At 73.9% G+C, this 26,407-nt stretch carries 27 protein-coding genes and 1 tRNA gene; 7 read left to right on the top strand and 21 right to left on the bottom strand.

Annotated features, from left to right (window positions below):
- Positions 1–33 precede the first annotated feature (33 nt).
- The 7 genes from J0911_RS07690 to J0911_RS07720 all read right to left on the bottom strand — a co-directional run bounded on the left by J0911_RS07690 (position 34) and on the right by J0911_RS07720 (position 9,186).
- Positions 34–906 (bottom strand): alpha/beta hydrolase family protein, encoded by an 873-nt coding sequence (locus J0911_RS07690; protein WP_207274875.1) that lies wholly within the window; start codon positions 904–906, stop codon positions 34–36.
- A gap of 170 nt (positions 907–1,076) precedes the next feature.
- Positions 1,077–2,522, bottom strand: a complete 1,446-nt coding sequence (gene pntB, locus J0911_RS07695; protein WP_207274876.1) for a Re/Si-specific NAD(P)(+) transhydrogenase subunit beta — start codon at positions 2,520–2,522, stop codon at positions 1,077–1,079.
- Positions 2,519–4,192 (bottom strand): Re/Si-specific NAD(P)(+) transhydrogenase subunit alpha, encoded by a 1,674-nt coding sequence (locus J0911_RS07700; protein WP_207274877.1) that lies wholly within the window; start codon positions 4,190–4,192, stop codon positions 2,519–2,521. The genes pntB and J0911_RS07700 overlap by 4 nt, the downstream gene beginning before the upstream one ends.
- 6 nt (positions 4,193–4,198) lie before the next feature.
- Positions 4,199–5,605, bottom strand: coding sequence for a cytochrome P450 (locus tag J0911_RS07705; protein ID WP_207274878.1), 1,407 nt, complete (start codon positions 5,603–5,605; stop codon positions 4,199–4,201).
- Positions 5,602–6,612 carry a diacylglycerol/lipid kinase family protein gene (locus tag J0911_RS07710; protein WP_207274879.1) on the bottom strand — a complete coding sequence of 337 codons (1,011 nt, stop codon included), beginning with the start codon at positions 6,610–6,612 and terminating at the stop codon, positions 5,602–5,604. Before J0911_RS07710 ends, J0911_RS07705 begins: the two co-directional genes overlap by 4 nt.
- 153 nt (positions 6,613–6,765) lie before the next feature.
- Positions 6,766–7,473: a phosphatase PAP2 family protein gene (locus J0911_RS07715; RefSeq protein ID WP_207274880.1), complete on the bottom strand. Its 708-nt coding sequence runs from the start codon at positions 7,471–7,473 to the stop codon at positions 6,766–6,768.
- Between the two features lie 102 nt (positions 7,474–7,575).
- Positions 7,576–9,186, bottom strand: coding sequence for an FAD-binding oxidoreductase (locus J0911_RS07720; RefSeq protein ID WP_242636442.1), 1,611 nt, complete (start codon positions 9,184–9,186; stop codon positions 7,576–7,578).
- Between the two features lie 20 nt (positions 9,187–9,206).
- Between J0911_RS07720 and J0911_RS07725 the strand changes: the two genes are divergently transcribed.
- Together J0911_RS07725 and J0911_RS07730 are read left to right on the top strand one after the other, a co-directional pair.
- Positions 9,207–9,980 (top strand): TetR/AcrR family transcriptional regulator, encoded by a 774-nt coding sequence (locus tag J0911_RS07725; protein ID WP_207274881.1) that lies wholly within the window; start codon positions 9,207–9,209, stop codon positions 9,978–9,980.
- On the top strand, positions 9,977–11,578 hold the full coding sequence (locus J0911_RS07730; RefSeq protein WP_207274882.1) for a glycerol-3-phosphate dehydrogenase/oxidase: 1,602 nt from the start codon (positions 9,977–9,979) through the stop codon (positions 11,576–11,578). Before J0911_RS07725 ends, J0911_RS07730 begins: the two co-directional genes overlap by 4 nt.
- 50 nt (positions 11,579–11,628) lie before the next feature.
- Here J0911_RS07730 and J0911_RS07735 read toward each other — a convergent pair whose 3' ends face one another.
- Together J0911_RS07735 and J0911_RS07740 are read right to left on the bottom strand one after the other, a co-directional pair.
- A complete protein-coding gene (locus tag J0911_RS07735; protein WP_207274883.1) occupies positions 11,629–12,108 on the bottom strand; it encodes a deaminase in 480 nt (159 codons plus the stop codon).
- A complete protein-coding gene (locus tag J0911_RS07740) occupies positions 12,105–12,881 on the bottom strand; it encodes a RibD family protein (RefSeq protein ID WP_207274884.1) in 777 nt (258 codons plus the stop codon). Before J0911_RS07740 ends, J0911_RS07735 begins: the two co-directional genes overlap by 4 nt.
- A 157-nt stretch (positions 12,882–13,038) precedes the next feature.
- Here J0911_RS07740 and J0911_RS07745 point away from each other — a divergent pair, with 157 nt between their 5' ends.
- The gene (locus J0911_RS07745; RefSeq protein ID WP_207274885.1) at positions 13,039–13,980 is read left to right on the top strand and encodes a phosphatase PAP2 family protein; all 942 of its coding nucleotides are present in this window, start codon (positions 13,039–13,041) and stop codon (positions 13,978–13,980) included.
- A 63-nt stretch (positions 13,981–14,043) separates the two neighbouring features.
- Here J0911_RS07745 and J0911_RS07750 read toward each other — a convergent pair whose 3' ends face one another.
- Entirely contained in the window at positions 14,044–14,655 is a 612-nt protein-coding gene (locus J0911_RS07750; protein WP_207274886.1) for a TetR/AcrR family transcriptional regulator, read from the bottom strand.
- Between the two features lie 101 nt (positions 14,656–14,756).
- Between J0911_RS07750 and J0911_RS07755 the strand changes: the two genes are divergently transcribed.
- On the top strand, positions 14,757–15,179 hold the full coding sequence (locus J0911_RS07755; RefSeq protein WP_207274887.1) for an organic hydroperoxide resistance protein: 423 nt from the start codon (positions 14,757–14,759) through the stop codon (positions 15,177–15,179).
- A gap of 114 nt (positions 15,180–15,293) precedes the next feature.
- Here the strand turns inward: J0911_RS07755 and J0911_RS07760 are convergent, their stop codons facing one another.
- The 4 genes from J0911_RS07760 to J0911_RS07775 form a co-directional block, all read right to left on the bottom strand.
- Positions 15,294–16,259, bottom strand: a complete 966-nt coding sequence (locus tag J0911_RS07760) for an ABC transporter ATP-binding protein (RefSeq protein ID WP_207274888.1) — start codon at positions 16,257–16,259, stop codon at positions 15,294–15,296.
- On the bottom strand, positions 16,256–17,011 hold the full coding sequence (locus tag J0911_RS07765) for an ABC transporter permease (protein ID WP_307864976.1): 756 nt from the start codon (positions 17,009–17,011) through the stop codon (positions 16,256–16,258). The genes J0911_RS07760 and J0911_RS07765 overlap by 4 nt, the downstream gene beginning before the upstream one ends.
- A gap of 166 nt (positions 17,012–17,177) precedes the next feature.
- Complete coding sequence (modA, locus tag J0911_RS07770; RefSeq protein ID WP_207274890.1) at positions 17,178–17,924, bottom strand: molybdate ABC transporter substrate-binding protein; 747 nt, start codon at positions 17,922–17,924, stop codon at positions 17,178–17,180.
- Entirely contained in the window at positions 17,921–18,316 is a 396-nt protein-coding gene (locus J0911_RS07775) for a TOBE domain-containing protein (RefSeq protein ID WP_307864977.1), read from the bottom strand. Before J0911_RS07775 ends, modA begins: the two co-directional genes overlap by 4 nt.
- Before the next feature lie 244 nt (positions 18,317–18,560).
- Between J0911_RS07775 and J0911_RS07780 the strand changes: the two genes are divergently transcribed.
- On the top strand, positions 18,561–19,493 hold the full coding sequence (locus J0911_RS07780) for a universal stress protein (RefSeq protein ID WP_207274891.1): 933 nt from the start codon (positions 18,561–18,563) through the stop codon (positions 19,491–19,493).
- A 41-nt stretch (positions 19,494–19,534) separates the two neighbouring features.
- On the opposite strand, the gene J0911_RS07785 is transcribed toward J0911_RS07780, so the two are convergent.
- The 5 genes from J0911_RS07785 to J0911_RS07805 all read right to left on the bottom strand — a co-directional run bounded on the left by J0911_RS07785 (position 19,535) and on the right by J0911_RS07805 (position 23,536).
- The gene (locus J0911_RS07785; protein ID WP_207274892.1) at positions 19,535–20,671 is read right to left on the bottom strand and encodes a PQQ-dependent sugar dehydrogenase; all 1,137 of its coding nucleotides are present in this window, start codon (positions 20,669–20,671) and stop codon (positions 19,535–19,537) included.
- Between the two features lie 127 nt (positions 20,672–20,798).
- On the bottom strand, positions 20,799–21,506 hold the full coding sequence (locus J0911_RS07790) for a DUF4396 domain-containing protein (protein WP_207274893.1): 708 nt from the start codon (positions 21,504–21,506) through the stop codon (positions 20,799–20,801).
- A gap of 54 nt (positions 21,507–21,560) precedes the next feature.
- On the bottom strand, positions 21,561–22,490 hold the full coding sequence (locus tag J0911_RS21035) for a GlxA family transcriptional regulator (RefSeq protein ID WP_207274894.1): 930 nt from the start codon (positions 22,488–22,490) through the stop codon (positions 21,561–21,563).
- Positions 22,487–23,044 (bottom strand): isochorismatase family protein, encoded by a 558-nt coding sequence (locus J0911_RS07800; protein ID WP_207274895.1) that lies wholly within the window; start codon positions 23,042–23,044, stop codon positions 22,487–22,489. The genes J0911_RS21035 and J0911_RS07800 overlap by 4 nt, the downstream gene beginning before the upstream one ends.
- Before the next feature lie 69 nt (positions 23,045–23,113).
- A complete protein-coding gene (locus tag J0911_RS07805) occupies positions 23,114–23,536 on the bottom strand; it encodes a VOC family protein (RefSeq protein WP_207274896.1) in 423 nt (140 codons plus the stop codon).
- 70 nt (positions 23,537–23,606) lie between these two features.
- Here J0911_RS07805 and J0911_RS07810 point away from each other — a divergent pair, with 70 nt between their 5' ends.
- A complete protein-coding gene (locus J0911_RS07810) occupies positions 23,607–24,185 on the top strand; it encodes a TetR family C-terminal domain-containing protein (protein WP_207274897.1) in 579 nt (192 codons plus the stop codon).
- 58 nt (positions 24,186–24,243) lie between these two features.
- Here J0911_RS07810 and J0911_RS07815 read toward each other — a convergent pair whose 3' ends face one another.
- Together J0911_RS07815 and J0911_RS07820 are read right to left on the bottom strand one after the other, a co-directional pair.
- Positions 24,244–24,645 (bottom strand): VOC family protein, encoded by a 402-nt coding sequence (locus tag J0911_RS07815; protein ID WP_207274898.1) that lies wholly within the window; start codon positions 24,643–24,645, stop codon positions 24,244–24,246.
- A 140-nt stretch (positions 24,646–24,785) separates the two neighbouring features.
- Positions 24,786–24,858 (bottom strand) — tRNA-Ala (locus tag J0911_RS07820).
- A gap of 330 nt (positions 24,859–25,188) precedes the next feature.
- On the opposite strand from J0911_RS07820, the gene J0911_RS07825 reads away from it, so the two are divergent.
- On the top strand, positions 25,189–26,310 hold the full coding sequence (locus tag J0911_RS07825; protein WP_207274899.1) for a DUF418 domain-containing protein: 1,122 nt from the start codon (positions 25,189–25,191) through the stop codon (positions 26,308–26,310).
- The last annotated feature ends 97 nt before the right edge of the window (positions 26,311–26,407 follow it).

Genomic DNA, 26,407 nt, shown 5'->3' on the forward strand with positions numbered 1-26,407 from the left:
ACCGACCGCATCTCTGCGGCGGGGGGCGGGGGGTCAGGGTGTGGTGGCGATCGCCGGGAGGACCACTCGGTCCCAGCCGGGGGCGAGGGTGGGCTTGAAGAAGCCGAGGTGGCCTACCCGGTCGCCACCCAGTTCGGCGGGCGTCACCTCGCGGTGGGTCAGTTCCGCGCCGGAGTACCACCGCTCCATGGCCTCCGTGGTCCCCTGCGACACGAGTTCGTCGTCGGTCATGTGCAGGGAGACGATGGGCATCTCGACCTCGGCGTACGCGTCGGCGGCGTGCGGCACCTCGCCCAGGAGGTACTCGGGGTGCAGCGCCCAGCGCATCCACTGCCGCATCACCCCGGCGGGCACGTTGCCCATGAACCGCACGCGCTTGCCCGGGTAGTAGCCGTAGCTCCGGATCACGGCGGGCAGCAGCACCCGGAACGCGAACGGCGCCGCCCACGCCATGCGGGACCTGCTGATCTCGACGTGCGGGTTCCCACCGGCCACGAAGAGCGCCCGGTCGACGACGTCATGCCTCCCGAGGCCCAGGATCTGGCTGCCGAGGCTGTGCCCCACATAGGTGACGGGAACACCGTCGGCGCGTTCCGCCGCCCAGCCGACGACGTCGGCCGCGTCGCCGGCCCACGCGAGCAGGTCGGCATCGACGTCACGCAGGTGGCGGCCACCGGAGGAACTGGCGAAACCCCGGTAGTCGAAGGTGACGGCACGGATGCCGTGCCCCGCGAGCCAGCTACCGAACGCGGCGTAGAACGAGGCCGGCACGGCGAACGCGGGAACGATCACCGCCACCCCGCGAGTCTTGCCCTCGGGCTCGAACGTGCTGACGCCCAGTTCGTGACCGTCCCGCGCCCTGACAATCCGACGAACGCGCTCGGCTCCACCATCTTCGGTCGTCACGCGCCCACACTACCCCGAACCTGATACGCCGAGTATCAGCTACCGAGGCCGGGCAGCCGATTCGCGGGCCGGTCGTGTACTTCAGGCTCTACGGCGACAAGGACGGGAACGACCCGATCACCGACTGGTACCGGGACGACGGGCACGCCTGACGGCCGGACACCCGTCGCTCACAGCGCCTTGATGATGTCCTCCACGCGGTCCTTGGCGTCGCCGAAGAGCATCCCCGTGTTGTCCTTGAAGAACAGCGGGTTCTGCACACCCGCGTAGCCCGTTGCCATGGACCGCTTGAAGACGACGACGTCGCGCGCGTGCCACACCTCCAGCACCGGCATCCCCGCGATCGGCGACCCCGGGTCCTCCTGCGCGGCGGGGTTCACGGTGTCGTTGGCGCCGATGACGAGCACGACGTCGGTCCCGTCGAAGTCCCCGTTGATCTCGTCCATGCCCTCGACGATGTCGTACGGCACCTTGGCCTCGGCGAGCAGCACGTTCATGTGGCCGGGCAGCCGACCAGCCACGGGGTGGATCGCGAACCGCACGCGCACGCCGCGCTCGGCGAGCTTCGCCGCGAGGTCCGCCACCGGGTACTGCGCCTTGGCCACGGCCATGCCGTACCCGGGCGCGATGATCACGGACCGCGCGCCGACGAGCTGCGACGCGACGGCGTCGGGCGTGGTCTCGCGGTGGGTGCCGACCGGGCCGTCGGCGGCGGCCGCACCGGGCCCGGTGCCGAACCCGCCGAGGATGACGGACACGAACGACCGGTTCATCGCCCGGCACATGATGTAGCTGAGGATCGCACCGGAGGACCCGACCAGCGCGCCCGTGATGATCAGCAGGTCGTTGCCGAGCATGAACCCGGCCGCGGCCGCCGCCCAGCCGGAGTACGAGTTGAGCATGGAGACGACGACGGGCATGTCTCCCCCGCCGATCGCCGCGACCAGGTGCCAGCCCAGGGCCAGGGCGAGCACCGTCATGAGCAGCAGGGGCAGCACGGCGGTGCCACCTCCATCGGGCCCGGCCGCGGTCAGGTACCAGGCCAGCAGCGCCGCGCACGCCGCGACGACCGCGAGGTTCAGCCAGTTCCGTCCGGGCAGCGTCACCGGCGCCGACTTCAGCCGGCCCGACAGCTTCCCGAACGCCACGAGGGAACCCGTGAACGTCACGGCACCGATCAGCACGCCGAGGTAGATCTCGACCGCATGCACCGTGTCGCCGCCGTGGTCGGCGTTCGCGCCGGACGCCGCCGTCCCCCCGAGGAACGCCGTGAGGAACGACCCGTACCCCACCAGGACCGCCGCGAGCCCCACGAAAGAGTGCAGCAGCGCGATGAGCTCCGGCATCTGCGTCATCTCGACGCTGCGGGCCCGCCAGGTGCCCACGGTCGCGCCCACCACGAGCACGAGCAGGATCAGTGCCGCGGTGACCCCCACGGGGCGCTCGGAGCGCACCAGAGCGAGCGCGATCGTCGCGCCGAGCGCCAGCACCATGCCCGCCATGCCGAGATTCACGCCGCGCCTCGCGGTTTCCTGCCGGGACAGCCCCGCCAGGGACAGGATGAACAGCACCGCCGCCACGACGGAGGCCCCCTGGACCAGTCCGGTCGTCGTCATCGTGCGCTCCTCCCGGTCGTACCCGTCGCCCCGGCCGCGCCGGAGGGCCCCGCCCCGGTCTTCCCCGCGGCGCCGGCCGGCGCCGTCACCCGGCCCCCGGGACCGCCGCCGTCGTCGTCGGCCTTGCGGAACATCCGCAGCATCCGCCGCGTGACGAGGAACCCGCCGAACACGTTGATGCTGGCCACCGCCGCCGCGATCGTCGCCAGGACGGTCACCAGCAGCGACGACGAGCCGATCTGCAACAGCGCACCGACCAGGATGATGCCGGAGACGGCGTTCGTCTGGCTCATCAGCGGCGTGTGCAGGGCGTGCGTGACGGCGCGGATCACGTAGAACCCGACGACGACCGCGAGCGCCAGCACGGTGAAGTGCCCGACGGTCTCGTCGGGCGACGCGGCGACGGCCAGTCCGCCCACCACGGCGCCGGTGACGGCGAGGGCCCCGGCGAGCCAGGCGGGCCGGCGTCGGGCCGGTGTCCCGGGGCCGGCGGTCCCCGCACCCGCCCCGCCGTCCGTGCCGTCGGCGGCCCTGGCCGCGGGGGCGGGCGCCGCGCTGACCTGGACCGCGGGCGGCGGCCAGAGCACCTCGCCGCCGCGGGCGACGGTGATGCCGCGCTGCACGACGTCGTCCAGGTCGAGCTGGAGCTCACCGTCCTTGCCGGGGGTGAGCAGGGTGAGGAGATTGGCGACGGCGGTGCCGTACAGCTCGGAGGTGTGGCGCGGCATGCGGGCGGGCAGGTCGGTGTACCCGAGCACGACGACGCCGTTGCCGGACACCACCCGCTCCCCCGGGACCGTGAGCTCGCAGTTGCCGCCGCCGGGCGCGGCGAGGTCGACGATCACGGAGCCGGGCCGCATGGCCGCCACCGCCTCGGCGGTGAGGGTGGTGGGTGCGGTGCCGCGCACGAGCGCGGTGGTGACGACGACGTCGGCGGCGGCCGCCTCCCGCGTGTACAGGCGCAGGGCTGCGGCGAGCTGGTCGTCGGTGAGGGGTGCGGCGTAGCCGTCGGCGCTGACCTGTTGCTGCGCCTCGGGTTCGGAGACGAACTCGGCCCCCATGGACTCGATCTGCTCGGCGACCTCGGGCCGCACGTCGAACGCGCGCACGCGGGCGCCGAGTGCGGTGGCGGCGCCGAGCGCGGCGAGGCCGGCGACACCGGCGCCGATGACGAAGACGGTGGCGGGGCGGGTGCTGCCGGCGGCGGTGACCTGGCCGCCGAACATGCCGGAGTACTCGGCGGCGGCCTCCACCACGGCGCGGTAGCCGGCGACGTTGGACAGGACGGAGAGCACGTCGAGGGACTGCGCGCGGGAGATCCGGGGCACGGCGTCGAGCGCCAGTGCCGTGATCCCGCGCTCGGCGAGCGCGCGGATCCGGTCGGGATGGGCGGCGGGCGCGAGCCGTGACACGAGGGTCGTGCCCGGCCGCATCCGCAGCTGGACGTCGTCGGGCACCACCGTGCAGACCACCACGTCCGACTCCCACGCGACGGCGGGGTCGGACACGACGAGCGCCCCGGCGGCGCGGTAGTCGTCGTCGGGCAGCCCGGCGGCGGCGCCGGCACCCTCGGTGACGACGACGTCGTGGCCGAGGGCCGTCAGCCGGCCGACGGCCGACGGCGTCGCGGCGACCAGCGGACCCGCGTCGTCGGGGATACCGATCTGCATCTGTGCCTACCTCTCGTCGGGGTGGTCGCTCCGGCCCTCTTCGTCGGTCCGGCGGGGAACGGGGAAGGTGACCGGCAGCCGGGCGGGGTACCGGAGCCACGGGGACGGCGCCCATTCGAGGGCGGCGGGGTCGCCGTCGAACGACACGTGCAGGCGGCGCACCAGCGTTTCGGCGGCGATCCGCGCGATGACGCGCGCGAGCCGCGGGGCAGGGCACGCGTGCGGGCCGCCGCCGAACGAGAGGTGGGCACGGTTGCCGATCTCCTCCCACTCGTCGTCCGGGAGGATCGCCGGGTCGTGGTTGGCCGCGTGCACGGACATCACCACGGCGTCGCCCTTCTCGATGAGCTTGTCGTCGAGCAGGACGTCGCGCGTGGCGTAGCGCGGAACCATGTTGGGGTTGGGCGTCGAGCGCCACAGCACCTCGTCGAGGGCGTCGTCGATGTTCAGGCGTCCGCCGCGCAGACGGTTCGAGAAGCGTTCGTCCGTCAGGACCAGGGTGAGCGTCTGGGCCACCCAGGACAGCAGGGACGTGCTGGCGATCGAGGTGAGGGCGACGAGGGTCTGGGCGCGTTCGAGGTCGTCCTGGAAGGCCGGGTGCCGGGCCAGCACCCCCGCGATGTCCTGGGTGGGGCGCTGACGGCTGCGCGCGATGTGCGCGCGGATGATGCCGCCGAGTTCCTTGCGCAACTCGCGTCCGTCCGGGCCGCTCTGGAAGATCGCCTGGATGATCTCCTGCACGCGCTGGGCGTCCTCCGGGTCGTAGCCCGCCAGCTCGGACATGACGAGGAAGGGCACGGCGGACGCGTACTCGGCGACGAGGTCCGCCCGGCCGCGCCGCTCGAACCGCTGGATGAGCATCGTGCACAGGCGTCGCACGACGACGGCGGTGCGGATCTCGTCGACCTGTTCCAGCGCGTCGTCGATCGGCGCGCGCAGCCGCATGTGCTCGGCACCGTCCTGGTGGATCGCGGTGTGCTGGGGGGCGCGGGAGATGAGCGGGCGCAGCCCCGAGTGCGCGCCGAGGAGGGCGTCGTCGTGGCCGCGCCAGGTGGAGGGGTCCTTGACGAAGGTTCGGTCGTCGCGCATGACGGCGACCACTTCCGCGTGCCCGAGCACCAGCCAGGCCGGGACGCCGGGTTCCAGGTCGACGGGCGCGACGGCGCCCCAGCGCTTGCGCAGCCTCGAGTACACGTGGTCGGGGTTCTCGGCCGCGGTGGTCTCGGAGAGAAGAGGCCGGTCGGCGACGTCACCGAGTCGCAGCCGCCGCTGCTCGGGAGCGAGCCGCGGGCGGCGTCCGGGAGCATCCCCCGCGCCGGGCGGGGCACCGGGGCCGGCCGCTCCTCCGGCCGACGTCGTGCGCCCAGGTCCGGTCACGTGCCCGGATCCGGTCATCCGTCCGAGTTCGGTCATGGTCGTCCTCCGTCCCTCGGCAGGCACAGCATCAGGCTCCGGCGCTCGACGGCCACGGTGACGGGCAGCGGCCCCACCGGCTCGCCGTCGGCGTACATGACCAGGTCCTGGTCGGCCTCCACACGCACGCGAGCCGCGCGCAGCGCGCGGACGCCGGGGCGGCTCAGGTGCTCACCACGCCTGATCGGCCGGTCCAGGCCGATGAGGCCGAGCCGGCCCACCGCCTCGACGAGCGTGATGTCGAGCAGGCCGTCGCACGCGTCGGCGTCGGGAAGGATGGGGCGGCCGCCGCCGTAGTAGCGCGTGTTGCCGATCGCGAGCAGATGGCCGGGGACCTCTTCCGGAGCGGTCGGCCCGTCGTCCGTGCGGCCGGTCGCCCGGGGAGCCGGCTCCACGGCGATCTCCGACCGTCCGTTCGGCGACCGTCCGGCGGCGGAGGCCGGGGGGTCGAGCAGGATCCGGTACGTGAAGGTGCGCAGGCCGACGAGTTCCCGGTAGGTGCCCAGCGTGTAGCGGGCGGCGCCCCGGGGGCGGCGCATCCGGTTGATGCGTTCGTTGGCGCGCGAGTCGAAACCGGCGCACGCGATCGTCGCGAAGGGCGTCACGCTGCCGTCGTCGGCCGTGATCGTGCCGGTGTCGACGAGGCGGCGCTCGCCGTCGAGCACGACGTCGGCCGCCGCGCGCGGGTCGGGCGGGATGCCGTGCGTCCGCGCGAGGTCGTTGCCCGTCCCTCCTCCGACGACGGCGAGCGGCACGCCGGTGCCGGTCAGGTGCGGCAGCACGGCCGCGATCGTGCCGTCGCCCCCCACCACCGCGAGCACCCCGGGACCGGCCGCGACCGCCTCCTTCGCGAGGCGGGCGGTGTCCTCCCGGCCCGCTCCCTGATAGGTGCGGACCACGGCACCGCGCTCGGTGAGCCGGCGCACGACCGCACCGGCATGCTCGGCTCCCGCGCCGCGTCGCGACGCGGGATTGACGAGCACCGCGATGTGCCCGCTCTCGTCCATGCCGCTCCCTCCCGGGTGGATCCGCGTGGACCTGGTCTTGTGATGCCTCCCCCAAGAACCTGCGTGGATGCTAGCGGACAAGAACCAAATTCTGGTCGCACGCAAGTCACGATCCGGACATGATGCCGGGTCGTGACCCTTCCGGGCGGCGAGTCAGCGGCGCGAGCCGGCGGACAACCGGTCCCGCAGCCGCAGCGCCCAGGGCGCTCGCATCGGGACCGGGGAATCGCCGTGCAGGATCGCGACCGAGACGGCCAGCGCGAGCAGCCCCAGCACCCACCCGCCGGGCACGTCGCTGATCCAGTGGTAGTCGACCCGCACCATGATCCACCCGGAGAACGCCGTGACGAGGACGCACACCACCATCCACGGCCACAGCCAGGCCCGCCGCGGCCGCAGGCCGCGCTCGCCGATGAGCAGGATCCCGGCCATCGCCCAGGTGTAGGCGGCGTTCGCGGCGTGGCCGGACGGCCACGCGCGGCCGCCACCGTGCAGCACGTCCATGCCCGTGTACGGCATCGTGCGCCCCAGACCGAACTTCAGGGAGTAGCCGACGACCGCGATGATCGCGAGCCCGGCCACCACCGCGACGAGCGGGCGCCAGTCACGCCCGCGCAGCGCGAGCCAGCCGGCGAGCACACCGAGGACCGGAAGGGTGAACAGACGCTCGCCGGTCACGGTGGCGAAGGCATCGAGCAGCCACTTCGCCGCACCGGCCGGGAGGTTCGCGTCCGCCCACACGTGGTAGTCCCAGTCGGCCGCGACGAACGGCCCGGACACCACGACCTGCCATGTGCCGAGGGCGAGCAGGGTGGCGGACACGCCCCCGAGCCACGCCATCCCCGTCCGAACGTGCTTCACGCGCCCGATCCTACGGGCAGCCGGGGTGTCGCCGGGCGCGGGACCGGGCCCGAGCCGGCCCGGCGCCGTCGAGCCGGTGGACCGCCCGCCGCACGGGCCTCGTCACGTCCGGGTCAGGAGCGTGCCGGGGTTCATGATGCCCGCCGGGTCCAGTTCGTTCTTCATCGCCCGCAGGAGGCGCGCACCGTGCTCGCCGAGCTCGTGCCTCAGCCAGGGGGCGTGGTCCGTCCCCACACCGTGATGGTGGGAGATGGTGCCCCCCGCCGTCATGATCGCGTCGTTCACGCGCGCCTTGACCGGTTCCCACGCGGCCGCCAGGTCCCCGGTGAGGCCGGCGACGACGGTGAAGTAGAGGGACGCCCCCGTCGGGTAGACGTGCGACACGTGGCACAGGACCCGGTGCTTCGCACCGGCCGCGCCCAGGCCCGAGGCCAGCGCCTCGGTGACGGCCGTGCGGAGCACGTGCAGGTTGGACCACGTCGTCGCCGTCTCCAGGGTCTCGGCGAACACGCCGTGCTCCAGCAGCGTGTCGCGCAGGTAGGGGCCGTCGAACCGGCCGTGCTCCCACGACTCGGCCAGCGCGCGCGAGGCCGGGCGACCGCCTGCCGCGGTGAGCACGGCCGTGGTCGCCGCGCGCCGGGCTCGGGCCAGTTCGGCAGGCCCTTCGTGCAGCACGACCGCGGTACACCCCTTCGCCAGCGCCTTGCCGATGCTTCCCACCTGGGCGAGCGACACCGCGGTCTCCGCCTCGTCGGACAGCCTGATCACCGTCGGGCCGGTCCCGGCCTGCACGACGTGTCGCAGCGCGTCGGCCCCCGAGCGGAAGTCGGGGAACGTGAAGGCGTCGAGGAACCGCTCCGCGGGGAGCTCGTGGACCCGCAGTCGTACCTGCGTGATGACGCCGAACGCGCCCTCGGACCCGAGGAACAACCGCAGCAGGTCCGGTCCGGCCGCCGAGCCCGGCGCCCTGCCGAGGTCCAGCGTCCCGGTGGGCGTGACGACCCGGAGCCCGGTGACCATGGCGTCGAAACGCCCGTACCCGGCGGAGTTCTGACCCGACGAGCGCATCGCGGCGAACCCGCCGAGCGACGCGAACTCGAAGCTCTGCGGGAAGTGGCCCAGCTCGAACCCGTGCTCGGCGAGCGCCGCCTCGGCGGCGGGAGCCCTCGTGCCCGCCCAGAACGTCGCCTCGCCCGACACGTCGTCGAGCCGTTCCAGGCCCGCCAGCCGCCGCAGGTCGAGACTGATCGCTGCCCGGTGCTCCCCGGCGTCGGGCGCCAGTCCTCCCGTGACGGCGGTCCCCCCACCGAACGGGACGACGGCGAGCCCGCGCTCGGCCGCGACCCGGAGCACGGTGGCGACACCGGCCTCGCTGCCCGGCAGCACGACCGCGCCGGGCGCCGCCTGCGTCCGCGCCCGGCGTCGGGCGAGGTCCGGCGTCGACTTCCCGCCGGCGTGCAGCACACGGGCCTCGTGGTCGGTACGCACGTGCTCGGCCCCGACCGCGGCCGCGAGCGCCCGGACATCGGCGGCGTCGAGCGGCGGGGTGGTGAGCTCGACGTCGGCGAGCGCGATCTGTTCCGCGCGCCGGGGCCGGTGCCCGAGCACCGCGGTGAGCAGGAGCTTGACGCCGCCGGGCAGCTTCCCGGTGGCTTTCGCCGGGTCGCCCCAGCCGTCCCAGCGCATGTCGGGGACCCCACTGTTCTGCGTCATGAATTACAGTGTTACACATCATGTCAGTCCGTAACGCGCACCTCGCACCCGCCGGCACGGTGGCCGCCCCGCCCGCCGCACGCCCTCCGTCCGCCCCGGCAGTCGGCACGGCACCCGGCACGCCGAAGGAGCCCGCCCCCGACGCGATCGGCGAGCGGCTCCTCGACGCGGCCGGCCGCCTGGTCTCGACGCGCGGCCTGCACGGACTGACGATCGCCGAACTCGCACGCGAGGCCGAGGTCAGCCGTCCCACGGTCTACCGGCGGTTCGGCTCGTCCGACGACGTCGTGCGAGCCCTGCTCGGGCACCGCGCCCACCTGCTCGTCACCCGGGCGAGGCACAACGTCCTGAGCCGGACCCGGCACGACGGCGGCCCCCCGGCCGGCGCACGCGCGGACGCCCGCCAGTCCGGCACCGGCCGCACCGACGGGCAGGACGGCGGTCCGCCCGATCGCGCGGCCATCGTCGCCGGGGTGCTGGAGTTCGGCGACCTGTTCCGTGCCGACCCGGTCTTCCGGCGCCTGCTGCGGCGTGAGCCCGAGGTGTTCACCCGCTACACCCTGCAGCGCATCGGGCGGTCGCAGCGGGTCATCCACGAGTGGATCGCCGGCGCGCTCGCCCAGGCGCAGGCCGGCGGCACCGTGCGCGCCGGCGACCCGCACGACATGGCCCTGATGGTGCTGATCGTCTCCCAGGGAGCGCTGCTGTCCGGCCCGACCGTCGCCGACCTCGTGGACCCGGACGCCTGGCGCGCCGAACTGGCGCACGCCCTCGACGCGTACCTGCGCCCGTGACCCGCGACCCGACCGCCCTGAACGGCGCCCGGCGCGCCCGCGAGCTCGACGAGCTCGCGGGCGCCGAGGTCGACGTGCTCGTCGTGGGCGGTGGCGTCACGGGTGCGGGCGTGGCGCTCGACGCCGCCGCACGGGGCCTGTCCGTGGCACTCGTGGAGGCGCGTGACCTCGCCTGGGGCACGTCGCGGTTCAGCTCGAAGCTCGTGCACGGCGGGCTGCGGTACCTGGCGACCGGCGACCTCGCCGTGGCACGCGAGAGCGCCCGCGAACGCCACCTGCTCATGACACGGATCGCCCCGCACCTCGTCCGCCCCCTGGGCCAGCTCGTGCCGGTGCTCCCCGGGGTGTCCGCACGACAGGTCGCCGCCTCCGCGGCGGGCATGTCGCTCGGCGACCTGCTGCGCCGCGGCGCCCGGACACCGTCGTCGGCCCTTCCCCCCTGGCGGCCCACCGGCGCCGCCGAGACGCTCCGCCTCGCTCCCGCGCTCGCGCCCGCCCGGCTGCGCGGCGGGATCCTCGGCCATGACGGTCAGCTCGTCGACGACGCACGGCTCGTCATGGCGCTCGCCCGGACCGCCGCAGGGCTGGGCGCACGGGTGCTGACCCGCACGCGAGCCGTACGCATCCGGCCCGACGGCGCCGACCTCAGGTGCGCCGTCACCGGCGAGACGCTCAGCGTCCGCGCCCGCGCGGTCATCAGCGCGACCGGCGTCTGGACCGGCACGATCGACCCGTCGGTGCGGCTGCGACCCAGCCGGGGCACCCACGTCGTCCTCCCCGCCGCACGGCTCGGGAACCCGGGCGCCGGACTCATGGTGCCGCTGCCCGGATCGGTCAGCAGGTTCGTCTTCGCGCTCCCGCAGCAGCACGAACGGGTGTTCATCGGTCTCACGGACGAGGAGGCGCCCGGCCCGGTACCCGACGTCGCCGAGCCCACACCCGCCGAGATCGAGTTCCTGCTCGGCGCGGTCTCCCGCGTCCTGGGCGCGCCGCTCACCAGTGACGACGTCATCGGCGCGTACGCGGGACTGCGGCCCCTGGTCGACAGCCAGGCGCTCGCGGGCGGCGGACACGGCCACGCCGGGGGCGAGCGCACCACTGCCGACATGTCCCGGCGACACCTCGTCGCGATCTCGGAGAGCACCGGTGCCGTGAACGTCCTGGGCGGCAAGCTCACCACCTACCGGCAGATGGCGCAGGACGCGGTCGACCTCGCCGTCCGTCACGCCCGCCTGGAGGCGGCCCCCTGCCGCACGCACGCGCTGCCGCTGGCCGGGTCCCCCGGCTCTCCGTTCACCGGGCCCCGCGAGACCGGGTCGCCCGGCATGGCGGCCGGCCTGTGGGCCGCCGTGGTGGCACGGCACGGCGCGGAGGCCCGCCGGGTCGTCGAGGAGGCCCGCACGGGCCGGCCCGCCACGGCCGTCGGGCACCTGCGGATCGCCCGGGCCGAGATCGAGTGGGCCGTGACCCACGAGGGCGCCCTCGACGCCGACGACGTCCTGGACCGCCGCACCCGTATCGGCCTGGTCCCGGCCGACCGCGCCGCCCTGGCGGGCGAGGTCGAGGAGATCGTCGCGGAGACCACCGCCCCCGCGTAGGCGGGACGGCAGCGCGGTGGCCCGCGCCTCCGGGCCGCCCGCCCTCCGGATCAGCCGCGCCGGAGCAGATGGAGGTTCGGCTCACGAGCCGCGTCGGCGAGGTCGGGCACCTGGATGACGGTGCGCCCCGCACGCTCCAGGAGCTCCGCGCCCCGGGCCTCGACGAACAGGTCGGGCTCCGACCATGCGAACACGACGCGCGGGATGCCCGCGGCCAGGATGTGTTCCGTGCACGTCACCTCACGGGACGCCCGCCTCCCGCACGGTTCGAGCGACGTGTAGATCGTGGCGGCGCGCAGCCGGAGACGGTCCCCGCCGGACACGTCGGCGAGCGCCGCCTCCTCGGCGTGCTCGGTCGGGTCGTGCCGGCGCGACCAGCCTCGGCCGAGCACCGACCCGTCGTCGGCCACGATGACGGCACCGACGCTGAAGGCCGTGCGTGACGGCGGGGAGTGGTGCGCCAGAGCGATCGCCTCCAGGAGACGTTCCCGGTCGGCGGGCGAGGCGCTCTGCGGCGCGGCGCCGGTCATGCCACGACACCGGTCCCCGTCGCGCCGCCGGGCGCGCTCGCGGACACCGGGCCGCGCGGTCGCGGCTCCCGCGCCCCGCCGGCCGCACCTCCCGCGCCGCCCGCGGGCACCGGGGCGTAGCGCAGCAGGACGAGGTCTCCCATGGGACGGGCCTCGAGCAGTGTCAGGGGACGAGCGGGACCGTGCGGGAAGACACCCGGCCCGGTGAACCGGGGAGCGGCGGCGTCCCCGACGAAGAAGGGCGCGACCACGAGGTGCAGCTCGTCCACGAGGCCGGCGGTGAGGAACAGGGTGTGCACCGCCCCGCCTCCCTCGACCATCAGCCGTTCGATGCTGCGGGTGGTGAGATCGGCCAGCAGCACGGCCGGGTCGACCACCGGCCCGAGGGGCACGACGTCGGCCACGGAGCCGAGGCGGGTGCGCAGCCCACCGACCGCGGCGTCGGTGGTGTAGACGATCTTGTCCGTGTCACCGGTGAAGAACCGGGCTCCCGGGTCGAGGTCGCCACCTGCTGTGACGGTCACCTTGACCGGCGTGGCGGGCCGTGCGCCGGCGGAACGCCGCGCCCGGCGCTCGGCGGAGCGCACCTCCAGGCGAGGGTCGTCCGCGCGGATCGTGCCGGCTCCGACGAGGATCGCGTCCATACCCGCGCGCACGGCGTCGACGCGGTCGAGGTCCGCGTCGTCCGAGAGCAGGAGCCGCTCGGTGCCGACGTCGTCGATGTAGCCGTCGATCGACGCCGCGACCGACAGGAGGACGTGCGGGCGGGGCATGGCACCAGTTTCTCAAACCCGTTCGAGTGACCCGTCACACTTTTGCGAGCGGTAAAGATCACGGCGGCATAACCATTATCGAGCCCTTGTGAATCTCTCGTGCGACCCGGGCACAAGCCGGGACGAGCGGGTGAATTCGACCATAGGATCACCGGCGATGTTGCGAATTCAGGGGGCTCACGGTGCCGCGTACGGCGGCGCACCGGGACGGGGGCTGCCGGACACCGGCACGCTGCCCGCGAACCGGGCGCGGCTTCCGACGACTCCGCAGGTCCCCGAGCTCGCCGCCGGACGGCCCGTGAGCGACGTGGTCGGACGTGTCCGCGCCGATCTGCGAGCCGCGCGGAGCGGTGCCGTGGCGCAGCCGTGGATCACGCCGGCGACCGTGGGCGTGGTCCTCCTGCTCGCGTTCGTGTGGATGGTGCTCCAGGTGGTCTCGGCCGGGCCCTTCGTCGCCTGGGACTGGGCCGCCCGCGAGTGGGTGTACGCCCGGCGGGCACAGGGCGGGATGGCCACGTTCCTCGAGGTTCAGGCGTTCGTCACCGGCGAGCGCTGGGCGACGGTCCCGGTCGTCATGGGAGCGGGTGCGCTCGTCGCGCACCGGCGTGGGACCCTGCGGCCGCTGTACGCCGTGATGGCCGGCCTCGCCACGATCGCGGCGATCGGCTATCCGGTGAAGTTCGGCCTGGGACGTTCGAGCCCGGTGACCGGGGTCGACCTGCTGTTCGCCGGAGGGCAGGCGTTCCCCTCGGGACATGCCGCCAACACGGCCTTCACCGCCACGATGGTGGTGTTCCTGCTGTTCGGCTCGGCCGGGCTGCGCCCGGACCGCCGCCGCTTCCGCCGGGGCGTCGTCGTCGTGGTGGCCCTGCTCGCCGTCAGCGGCCCGCTCGTGGCCTGGATGGGCTACCACTGGCTCAGCGACATCCCCGCGGGTTGGCTGATGGGGTTCATCGCCCTGTGCGTCTCGCTCACCGTTCTGCACTGGCCGGAGCGCGCCGAGGCTGCCGTCCCGGACGAGGCGAGGACGGGTCACGAACCGCCGCCGGCGCCCTCACCGGTGCCGAGGAGGACGATCGTTCCCGGTACGGGGACGTAGCCGCGGGCTGCGGCGGTCCGGGCCGCGGGCCGTGCCACCGCGGCGAAGTACGGGCCGGGCCGGTCAGCCCGCCTCGGTGAGCAGGTCGCGCACGCCGTCGTGCAAGGTGGCACGCGCCTCGGCGGGGTCGCCGAGGTACCCGCCGACCATCGCGCCGTCGCGCAGCGCCATCCAGCGCCGGCCGGCCGCGGGCGGGTCGGGATGCCCGGCGGCGCGCAGCGCCTCGGTGACCGTGCCGAGCAGCCAGCCGCGGTGCGCGTCGACGGCCCGGCGCACGGGGCTCGACCGGTCCGGATACTCCGCGGCCGCGTTGATGAAGGCGCACCCCCGGAAGCCCGGCACGCACAACGTGTCCCCCACCACGTCGGTCACCGCGGCGAGCCATGCGCCGGCACTCTCCGGCGGAGCCGCCGGCGGCTCGCCCGCCCGTGCCCGCAGCGCGGCGTCGGTGGCCTCGATGTAGGCGACCACCAGGGCCTCCTTGCCGGCGAAGTGGCGGTAGAACGTCGCACGGGTCACCGAGGCCTCGGCGACGACCCGCTCCACGCCGACCCCGCGCACGCCCTCCGCGTAGAACAGCTCGGACGCCGTGCGCAGCAGTCGGTCGCGGGCGGCGGAGGGACGCCCCACGGTCGCGGTCCGCGTGCTCGACGTGCTCGACGATCCGGTGGTCATGCCCCCACGGTAGCCGCGTCTCCTTGACACGGGCCGCGTTCCGGGGTGTAGTGGGACACACAAGCAGAACGACCGTTCTTTCTACTTCCGTGGAGGACCTCATGCCCGCTCTCTACACCGCCTCGGCCACAGCGACCGGGGACGGCCGTGACGGCCGCACCGTCACGTCGGACGGCCTGCTCGACCTCGACCTCGCCGTGCAGAAGGAACTCGGCGGGGCGGGCGGCGCGACCAACCCGGAGCAGCTGTTCGCCGCCGGCTGGGCGGCCTGCTTCCACGGCGCGCTCAAGGCCGTGGCGCGTCAGGAGAAGACCCCGGTCAGGGACACGGCCGTCACCGCCGACGTCGGTATCGGCCCGAACGAGACGGGCGGCTTCGCCCTGGAAGCGGTGCTCACGGTCGAGATCGGCGGGGTGGACCAGCCGACCGCGGAGCGTCTCGTCGCCGCCGCCCACGAGGTGTGCCCGTACTCGAACGCGACGCGCGGCAACGTCCCCACGGACCTCAAGGTCGTCACGGCCTGACGGCGGGCGGGAGCCGTGTGCCGCATCCGGCGCACCGTTCCCGCCACGCCCGCACGGGCCGACGTCGTCCAGCCGGGTGGCGCGGCCGGCTGGACGACGTCGGCCCGTGCGGGCTCAGTACGTCGTGATCGCCGTCTCCTTGACGGACAGCCAGACGGGGCGGCCCGGTACCAGCCCCAGTTCCCGGGTCGCCGCGGGGGTGACGTCGGCGATCAGGTCCTGCTCGCCGTGCACCTGCAGGCGCACGGCGTCCCCGTGCGGTGCCGCGCCCCGGACGGTGCCGGGCCAGCGATGGCGGGTCGAGTCGTCGGGCGCGTGGACGGACACGGTCACGGCGGACGGCGAGAACGCCCGGAAGCGGTCGCCGTCGCGGATCACGTTGAGGCCGACCAGCCGCGCGACGTGCGCGCTCCGCGGCCGCGCCGCGACGTCGTGCGGCGTCCCGGTCTGGACCAAACGGCCGCCGTCGAGCACCGCGACCGTGGTGGCGAGTGTCAGGGCGTCGATCGCGTCATGGGTCACCAGCACGGTGACCCCGGTGTACTGGGCGAGGTGCCCCGCGAGCTCGACGCGCAGGGCGGCGGCGACGCCCACGTCGAGCCCGGTGAACGGCTCGTCCAGGAGCAGCAGGGCGGGGTCCGTGGCCAGCGCCCGGGCGATGGCCACCCGCTGCGCCTGGCCGCCGGACAGCTCGCCGGGCCGCCGGTCCGCCAGGGCTCCGACCCCGAGGCGGGCGAGCCGGTCCCGGGCCACACCACGTGCGGTGCGGGCCGCCACTCCCCGGGCCCGTGGCCCGAACGCCACGTTCTCCAGCGCACTGAGGTGCGGGAAGAGCCGCCGATCCTGGAACACGACACCGACGTGACGCTCCTGCGGAGGCATCCCGGTCAGCTCGTCGCCGGCCAGCCGGACCGTTCCCTCGGCCGGCTGGAGCCCCGCGAGCGCGTGGACGAGCGTGCTCTTCCCCGCGCCGTTGGGGCCGACGACGGCGACCACGTCCCCGGGCCCGGCCACGAGCTCCACGTCCAGGCGGCCGGGGACCGACAGCCGGGCCGTCAGGCCCGCCGCGACGCCGCTCACGCCGTCACCAGCCAGCGGTCGCGGAGCGCGACCAGCACCCCGACGGACACGAGGAGCATGACCAGGCTGAGCGCGAGGACCGCGTCGCCGTCGGCCTGCCGCTCGACGTAGATCAGCGTCGGCATGGTCTGGGTGACGCCGGGGTAGTTGCCGTTGAACGTGATGGTGGCGCCGAACTCGCCGAGCGACCGGGCCCAGCCGAGGACGAGGGCGGCCGCGATGCCGGGCAGGGCGAGCGGCACGGTGACACGGCGGAAGGTGAGCCAGCGCGATGCCCCGAGGGTCGCGGCGGCGGCGTCGTACAGCGGGCCGGCGGCGCGCAGGCCGCCTTCCATGCTGATGACGACGAACGGCAGCGCCACGAAGACGTGCGCGAGCACGACGCCCCAGGTGGTGTAGGGAAAGGCGAAGCCGGTGAGGTCGAGCAGCGGCCGCCCGAGGAGCCCGGAGCGCCCGAACGCCGTCCGCAGCGCGATACCGGCGACGACGGGCGGCAGCACCATCGGCACGATGACGAGCGAGCGCACCAGGCGGCGGCCGGGGAAGTCGACCCGGGCGAGGACCCAGGCGAGCGGTAGCCCGAGCACGAGGCAGATGACGATCGCGGCGGTCGAGGTGACGACCGAGAGCCACAGGGCGTGCCGCACGGCCTCCGAGCGGAGCGCCGCGGCCAGGCTCGCGGGGTCCGTGGCCACGACCATGGTGCCGAGCGGCACGGCCAGGAGGAGCACGGCCACGACGGCCGGGAGCACGAGAACGAGGGGGGCGCGGCCCAACGGGTCCCGGCGCGGTCGAACTCGGCGGAACCGGGTACCCGAGGGGGCCGCAGGGGCCGTGGGACCCGGCTCGGGGGTTTTGTGGCCCGGCCCGGCCGGACCGGCGGCGCCCGGGGCCGCGGGTGTCATGTCGCGGGCCCCGTCATGGCCGGGAGAACCCTGACTCCGTGAGGAGCGCCTGCCCGTCCGGGCCCGTGACGAAGTCGGTCCAGGCCCGCGCCAGGGCGGCGTCGCCCGCCTGGGCCAGGGGCGCGACCAGGTAGGGGTTGCGCTCGCGTTCCGCTCCGGGGATGTCGACGGTGGCGACGGCGTCACCCGCCGACGCGGCGTCGGTCGCGTAGACGAGCGCGGCGTCCGCTTCGCCCGTGACCACCTTGTCGAGGGTGGCGCGGACGTCCTCCTCGAGACTCGCGGGCCGGGCGGTGATCCCGGCGGCGTCCAGCACCGTCCGGGCCGCCCTGCCGCACGGCGCCTCGTCGGCGCAGCGCACCCACGTGGCGCCGGTGAGGTCGTCGAGGGACCGCACTTCCGCGGGGTTGTCGCGGGGCGTGACGACGACCAGGCTGTTGGCCGCGAAGACGGTCGGGTCGGTGACGACGCCGGCGGTCTCGGCGACCGCCATCGCGTCCTCGTCCGCGGTGGCCAGGACGTCGCCGGGAGCGCCGTCCGCGGCCTGCTCGGCGAGATCCGTGCTGGAGCCGAAGGAGAACTGGACGTCGACGCCGTCGTGCCGGGCCTCGAACTCGGTTCCCAGCTCGGTGAACACCTCGGTGAGTGACGCGGCGGCGAGGACCTGGAGGGTGGCGCCGCGGTCGGAGCCGGTGCCTGGGCCGCAGGCGGTGAGGGCGACGGCGACGGCGCACGCGACGGTCGTCGCTCGCGGCCTCATCGGGCACGCTCCACGACGACGTTCGTCGCCTTCACCGAGGCGATCGCCCGGACACCCGGCTCCAGGCCGAGCTCGGTGGCGGCCTCCGCACTCATCAGGGACACCATCCGGTAGGGCCCGCAGACCATCTCGACCTGAGCCATCACCGCGTCCTTGACGACACGCGTGACGAGCCCGGTCATCCGGTTGCGGGCGCTCACGGAACCGGCACGGGTGCGCGCGTGCTCGCCGCTGTCGACGAGCGTGGCGGCGAGCCGCGCGAGGCCGGCGCCAGGGATCACCGTGCGACCGTCCCGGACACCGGTCGTGACGCGTCCGGCGTCCGCCCAGCGACGCATCGTGTCGTCGCTCACCCCGAGCAGCTCGGCGGCTTCCGCGATTCGGTACTCCACCCCCACATCGTGCCGCATCTGCGGAGGAATATCCATGGAACATCCGTGGATGCGGACGCAGGCGCCACCTGCGCGGGCCGCAGGGGGTCGGCCGTCTCCCGGTCGCGGCACGGACCGGCGCGCTCCACCGGCACGGATCCGGTACCCGTGATTACCTGGCAGTACCGCGGAACGAGCGACGCGGCGGGGGGCGTGACCCGCCCGCCGGCAAGCACCTGACCGCACCGGTGAACGGAGATCGGACATGACCAGTCACAGCGGCAACGGACACCTCGTCGTCGGCGTCGACGACTCCCCCGACAGCGACGCCGCGCTCGACTGGGCCGCCACCGAGGCCCAGCTCCGGGGAACGCGTCTGCTCGTCCTGTACGGGCTCCATGTGTCCGTCACGGTGGGCCCGCTCGGGGAGACGACCGTCCTGCCGGCGATGGACAACCTCCGTGAGGCCGCCGAGAAGGTCCTGACCGCCGCGCGGCGACGGGCCGTGGACAGAGCCCCGGACCTGGAGGTGGAGACCGAGCTCGCGGTGCTCCCTCCCGCCGACGCCCTGCTGCAGGCGGCGCGCGACGGGGCGGGACTCGTCGTCGTGGGCACGCGAGGGCTCGGGGCAGCCGCGTCCCTCGCCCTGGGCTCGGTGAGCAGCCAGGTCGTGCCCCATGCGGCCTGCCCCACCGTCGTGGTGCCCTCGCCGGCCGACGCCGGGCCCGACGACGGTTCGGTCGTGGTCGGCGTGGACGGCTCGGACCACGGCGAGGCGGCCCTGCGCTTCGCCCTGCGGGAGGCCCGCCGACGGTCCGCCAGGCTCGTGGCCGTGCACGCCTATCGTGCGACGACGCCGACCCTGCCGTTCTTCGACCCCGGCCACACGGATGTCGCGGCAGAGGCCGACAACCGTCACGCCGAAGCGGTCGCGCGAGCCGAGTCGGCGGTCCGTCAGGTGGTCTCCCGGGCGGCAGAGGCCTCAGGAACCACCGGCGACGAACCGGAGATGACGGTACGGGTCGAGGAGGGTGGAGCCGGTGACGTCCTCACCGAGCTGTCCCGCGACGCGGCACTCGTCGTCGTCGGCACGCGCGGCAGGGGCGAGCTGCGCTCGGCGCTGCTCGGATCGGTCAGCCACGACGTGCTCTCCCACGCACGCCGTCCGGTCGCGGTCGTGCGGGCCGAGGCCGCCTGAGAGGCGCCGGCGCCACGTCGCGGGCGACGACGCGCCGGCGGTCACTCGGCGAGAGGGACGGCGAGCAGCCTGTCGTCGTCGGGCCCGGGAGTGCCCCGGCCGTCGGTGTTGTTCGTGAGGAACCACAGGTCCCCCGCGGGCGACACCGTGACGTCACGGAGACGCCCGTACTGCCCCGGCCAGAACTCGGCGGACCGGGACGGCTCGGCGACCGGCACCGCGCGCAGGACCGAGCCGCGCAGGTTGGCGACGAAGATCGTGCCGCCCGCGATCCCGAGACCGCTCGGGCTCGCCTCCCGCGGGCTCCACTGCTGCACCGGATCGACGTACCGGTCGTCGCCCGCCACGCCTTCGACGACCGGCCAGCCGTAGTTGCCGCCGGGCGTGATGACGTTCAGCTCGTCCCACGTGTTCTGTCCGAACTCGGACGCGAACATCGTGCCGTCACGGGCCCAGTCGATGCCCTGCGGGTTGCGGTGACCGTAGCTGTAGACGAAGGACCCGTCGAACGGGTTGTCCCCCGGCACCTCGCCGCCGGGCGTCATCCGCAGGATCTTGCCGGCGAGGCTGCCCAGGTCCTGCGCCGCGTCCCCGTCACCGGCGTCGCCCGTCGTGACGTACAGCATGCCGTCGGGCCCGAAGGCGATCCGTCCCCCGTCATGGAAACTCGCCGACGGGATGCCGTCGAGCACGGTCTCCCCCGGCCCGAGTCCGAGGGCACCCGGCTCGCCCGTGAGCTCGAACCGCTGGACGCGGTTGCCGTCCTCGCCCGTCGAGTACGCGAACAGACGGCCCTCGTCGTCGACGGCGAGCCCCAGCAGGCCGCCCTCGCCCTCGGCGCTGACGCCCTCGACGGTGCCCACCACCCGCGTGGTGCCGTCGCCCCGCAGCTCCAGCACGTCGGCGGAGTCTCGCTCGCTGATCAGCGGCGTCGACCCCAGGAACGCGATCGACCAGGGCGCCTCGAGCCCCGTCGCCACCGCCCGGGGCTCCCCGGCCGGGCCCCGCACCGCCGCCGAAGCGGCAGGCGACGACACCCCGGTGGACGCCCCCGCCCGCGACGGCGTTCCGGGCACAGCGGCCTCCTCGTCCGGGCCGGGAGTGCCACAGCCCGCGAGCGCGAGACAGACCACCGCGGATAGGGCGAGAGCGAGGGCGTGCGTCCGGGGTACGGGCATCGTTCTCCTCAGGAGGTCGTCGCAGTCCTGCCGTTCGAGGCGCCACGCTAACGCACCGGCCGGCCCGGGCACGGGAGGAACGCTCACCGCGTTCCGCGAGCGCCGTGCCCGGACCGTGGCCGCCTTGTCACCGGTCCGGCGGTGCCGAGCGGCCGTGCGCCGGCGCCTCCTCACCACCGAGCGTGTCGGCGGTGGCGACGACGAGCCCGCCGAGCATGAAGCTGGCGATGACCGCGACCAGCACTCCCGAGGAGAGGCTGGGGATGTAGCGCCGCACGCCGACGGCCTCGGCGGCACCGTGATGGTAGTGGTGCGTCAGCGCGTGGCCCTTGCCTCGCCGCAGCAGGTACCGGTTGACCGGGTAGGCCGCCACGAACGCCACGGCGAGCGCGACCGGCATCCCGATCCAGAACACGACGTTCACCAGGCCTGCCTCCATCGCGCCGGGGATCAGCGCCATGACGGCGTTGTCGACGACCTCCATCGTCGCGATGGACAGGGTGTCGGCCGCCAGGACGATACGCAGCCCCGCCCAGAACCCGAGCCCGGCCTTGAGCAGCGGAAGGGTCGACAGCGAGTAGCCGAACAGGAATGCCAGCGTCACCGCGAGCGCGACGGTCCACCCGACCGTCAACCCCACGGCGGTACCGATGACGAGGCCGAGGATCTCGCCGATGGCACAGCCGGTGAGGCAGTGCAGCGTGGCGCTGACCGCCATGGCGTTCAGCGAGCCGGCGTGCCCGTCTTCTCCGTGGTGGTGACCGTGGTCGTGCTGATGGCCGTGGTCGCCGTGCTGGTGACCGTGGTCGCCGTGGTCGTGCTGATGACTCGTCATGATCTCCCCTTTCGCGGAGACTTTCGCACGATCGAGCGACGACCGCAAGTACCCCTACGGGGTATCTGTCGCCGCGCTCCGGAGCCGGCGCAGCGTCCGGGCGTCCTGGAACCCGACGGTGCGGGCCGCCGACTCGACGGTCGCGCCGTGGCCGATGAGGTGTTCGGCGCGTTCCCGCCGCAGGATCTGCTGGTAACGCAGCGGCGTGAGTCCGGTCGCCCGGCGGAAGGATCTGGTCAGGGTCCGTTCGGCGACCCCGGCACGGGCCGCGAGTTCCGCGAGCGGCAGCGTGCGCGCGAAGTGCGCGTCGATGTGGTCCTGGACCCGGTGGACCGTGTCGTCGACGTGCGAACGGTGTCGCAGCATCGCGCTCGCCTGTGGTTCGGTGCCGTTCCGGCGGGCGTACACCACCATCTCGCGAGCCACCCGGGCGGCGAGCGCCGGTCCGTGGCGCACGGCGAGCAGGTGCAGCGTGAGGTCGATCCCGCTGGCGATGCCGGCGGAGGTGACGACGCCGTCGTCGGTGGTGAACAGCACGTCCCGCACGACACGGGCGCGGGGGTGGCGTGCCGCCAGCTGGTCCTGGATGGCGTGGTGGGTCGTACAGCGACGCCCGTCGAGCAGTCCCGCCTGTCCCAGCGCGTCGGAACCCGCGCAGACGCTGGCGACGGTGCCGCCCGCGGCGTGGTGAGCCGCGAGCCGCTCCCGCGTCGGCTCGCTGACGTGCGGCCAGGCGGCGGCACTCCCGACGCGCCATCCGGGCACGACGACGAGGTCGTCCGGACCCAGCTCCGGCCAGTCGGCGTCCACGAGCAGCGGGAGGCCTTGCGCCGAGGCCAACGCCCCGTCCTGACCGGCGGCTCCCGAGACGTAGCGCAGGGCGTAGTCGTGGCCGAGGTCTCCGGCCGTGAAGAAGGCCTGCGCGGGACCCGCCAGGTCGAGCAGATGGACCCCGGGCAGGAGGAGGAAGACGACGGTGGTCACCGGGGCGATGTTGCCGGCTCCGCCTCCGCCTCGAGCTCCGCGACGGTGGCGATCCGCGCGAAGCGGTCGCGGAGCACCGTCTCGGTGCGTTCGAGGATCTGCGCGGCGCTGAACGGCCCGAGGGGATCGGTGCTGGTGGCGTCGGCGACGAACGTCATGTCGTAGCCCAGGTCGGAGCCGACGCGCGTGGTGGTCTCCACGCACTGCTCGGCCCGGATGCCGCAGACGCGCAGCTCGGTGACGCCGCGGGCGGTGAGGATCTGCTGCAGGTTCGTGGTGGTGAAGGCGTTGTGCGAGGTCTTGCGCAGGACCGGCTCGTCGCCGAGGGGTTCGTCCAGTTCCTCGAACAGCCGCACGTGGCCGGTCTCGGGATCGAACGGGCCGCCGGTCCCGGGTTCGGTGTGCAGCACCCAGACCACCAGGTCACCGGCGGCACGAGCCAAGGAGACGAGCCGGTTCACAGGCTTGGCCACGTCGGGGTTGAGGGTCTCGGACCACAGGGGGCGGACCCGGAAGGACTCCTGGACGTCGATGACGATCAGCGCTCGGTTCATGGTCCCAGTCTGAGCCGGAACGGTCCGCCCGCGGGAGGCCGGATCAGGTCGCGGGGCGGACGGATCCGGTCAGCGGTGGTCGATCGGGTCCGCCGTGTAGGCGGCGGCATACTCGGCGGTGGCCGGAATCGGCTGGATGATGTCGAGCAGTACGCCGTCGGGCGCCGCGACGATGAAGTGTCGCTGCCCGAAGTCCTCATCGCGCAGTGGCAGGACAGGCGTGAGGCCGGGCTTGCCCGCCAGTCGCGCGTGGACGGCATCGACGTCGTCGACCTCGATGTTCACGATCACCCCGGCGGGCAACGCGCCGTACCCCTCGGGGATCGTGGGGTGATCGTGGGCCAGGATCGCCAGCTCGAACGCGCCCAGTCGCAGGCTGACGTACCAGTCGGAGTCGTAGGTGGTCTCGAACCCCAGATCCGTGCGGTAGAACGCGGCCGCGGCGGCGACGTCCCGCGACATGAGGACGGGATACACGGCGGTGGTGGTCATGGCTTCTCCTTACGTACACTGTGCATGTAAGACTCACGATACATACTCTGTGCACGTAAAGGAAGCTCGTATGCCTCGCGCCTCGGCGGCCGCCGCCGCCCGGACCGCCCAGCAGGTGTTGGACGCCGCCACCGACCTGTTCGCCGCACGCGGGTTCGCGGCGGTCTCGCTGGACGACGTCGCCCGGGCAGCCGGCGTGACCCGGGGTGCCGTCTACCACCACTACGGAAACAAGGCAGGACTGTTCCGTGCTGTCGCGGCGCGACTTCAGGCACGCGTGGCGGACTCCGTCGTGGAAGCGGCCGAGCACGCCGGCGCGGACCCGCGGGCACGGCTCGGCGCCGGGTCGCACGCATTCCTCGACGCCATCACGTCGGGCCCGGCCGTGCGCGTCCTGCTGGTCGATGCGCCCGCCGTGCTCGGCTGGCGCGAGTGGCGCGAGCTCGACGCGGAGAACTCCGGCACGCACCTGCGCGACGCCCTTCGCGCCATGGGCGTCGACGACGACCTGCTGGGCGCACTGACCGCCCAGCTCTCCGGGGCGATGAACGACGCCGCGCTCTGGATCGCCGAGCACGAGGACGGCACGAGGACGCGGCAACAGGCACACGCGGCACTGGATCGGCTGCTCGCCGCGGTCGCGCCGTGAGGCGACGGCCCCGGCACGCGGGGACGAGCACCGTGACGCGCTCGCTCCGCGACGACCGTCAACGCCACACGGGCCGGCCCTCGCGCCAGACGACGCCGCGGTTGCGGCAGAGGCAGAACGGGTGTCCTACCGGGTCCGTGTAGACCCGCCAGCCGTAGCCCTCCGGGCCGACGAAGTCTCGCTCCAGCGTCGCCCCGAGCGCGACGACGCGGCCCTGTTCGGCGTCGATCTCGTCCACCTCGAAGTCGAGGTGGTACTGCTTGGGATGCTCGTCGCTCGGCCAGACCGGAGGGCGGTAGTTCTCCACCCGCTGGAAGGCCAGCTCGATCTCACCGAAGATGATGCCGGCCCAGCTGTCGTCGCTGCCGTCCTTGATCGGACGGCCGGTCACCTCGGCGTAGAAGGACGCCAGCGACATCGGATCCGGGCAGTCGATGATGAAGTCGGTGAGTCTCAGCACCGGACGATCCTAGTTCTGGCCGAATTGTTCGCGCAGTTCTTTCTCAACGCGTTCGAGCACGTCTCGTGCGGCCGATACACCGGCACGACGAAAAAGCTGACGCGGGACATCGGTGAACGATGTCCCGCGTCATCACAGGGTGGAGCTGAGGGGACTCGAACCCCTGACCCCCTGCATGCCATGCAGGTGCGCTACCAGCTGCGCCACAGCCCCGACGCCCGTCTCGAGCGGGCCCCGCAAGCATACGCAGCGCCAGGCCCACCGGCCAAATCGAATCCGCGATCCGGTCCGTGGGACTCGTCACTGTGCACCGGGTGACCTCCACGGGTTCACCCCTCCGGCCCTCACCGTTCACCGGGCCCTGGTGGGGTGTGCGAGTTTTGTCGCCCCCAGGACCGGCGAACGGCGTTCTCACCGCAGGCCCCGTCAGCCAGCTCCTGACCGGCGCCGACCCAGCACGCCGCCTGATCCGGAGGACCGATGCAAATCCCGAAGCGACGATCGACCGCGGGCGGCCCCACGACGTCGTCCCACCTCCCGTAGTTGCCGCTCCGCGCCCGCACGCGCGTCCCGTCCCGCGCCCCGGCGCCGGACCTGGCGCGCGGCCTGATGCTCCTGTCCATCGCCGTCGCGCACTCGTGCCTGCTGCTGTACGCCGTGGACGAGGTCCGTGCCCCCGGACCCGGCGACCGCGTGGCCGTGTTCCTTGAGGACCTCTTCGTCAATCACCGGGCCCGGCCGATGTTCGTGCTCCTGTTCGGCTACGGGCTCACCCAGCTCGCGCTGCGCCGCCGAGGCCGAGGCGACGGCTGGCCCACGGTGCGCCGACTCGTACGGCGGCGTGGCCTGTGGCTGCTCGTCCTCGGCCTCACGCACGTCGCCCTGCTGTTCTACGACGTGCTGACCATGTACGGGATCGCAAGCCTGGTACTGGCCGGAACGCTCACGTGGTCCGACGCACGCCTGCTGCGAGCGGTCCGGCTCGGACTCGTCGGCGTGGCGATGGCGTTCGCGGTGTACGGCGCGCTGTCGGCGGCCGAGGGTTTCAGCCTGGACATCGGCCACGGCACCGCGGTCTTCTCACCGTCGGCTCGTGTCGTCGAGTGGCTGCGGATGGCGATGTTCATGACCTGGCAGGTACTACCCGGAGTGCTCCTGGGCATCTGGGCCGCACGACGACGGATCCTCGAGGAACCGCACCGGCACGCGGCCCTTCTGGCACGCACCGCGACGATCGGGCTCGGGGCCTCCGTACTGGGAGGCGTACCGTTCGCCCTGATGGGCTCGGGCTTCTGGGCCGGGCCGACGGCGCTCGCGGCCTGCGCCGCCGCGGTGGTGCACGGCGTCACGGGGTACGCCGGAGGCGTGGGCGCGGCGGCGCTCGTGGGACTCGTGGCCCTGCGCGTGCCCGTCCCCGCGCATCCTGTCGTCGTGGCCGTGCAGGCGCTCGGCCAGCGGTCGCTGACGTTCTACCTGTTCCAGTCGGTCGCGTTCGTCACCCTGATGGCGCCCTTCGCCCTCGGGCTGGGCGGCGAGGTCCGGTATGCGGGAGCAGCGGGAATCGCCTTCGGGACGTGGGCGGTCTCGTTGGCCGGTGCGTACTGGCTGCATCGGGCGGGACACCGCGGCCCGGCGGAGGTGCTGTTGCGGCGGCTCGGCGGCTGACGGGGGTGAGGCGGATCCGATTTGGCCGGTGGGCCTGGCGCTGCGTATGCTTGCGGGGCCCGCTCGAGACGGGCGTCGGGGCTGTGGCGCAGCTGGT

Origin of the sequence: Myceligenerans salitolerans (assembly GCF_017349295.1) — a bacterium.
Lineage (GTDB): Bacteria > Actinomycetota > Actinomycetes > Actinomycetales > Cellulomonadaceae > Myceligenerans > Myceligenerans salitolerans.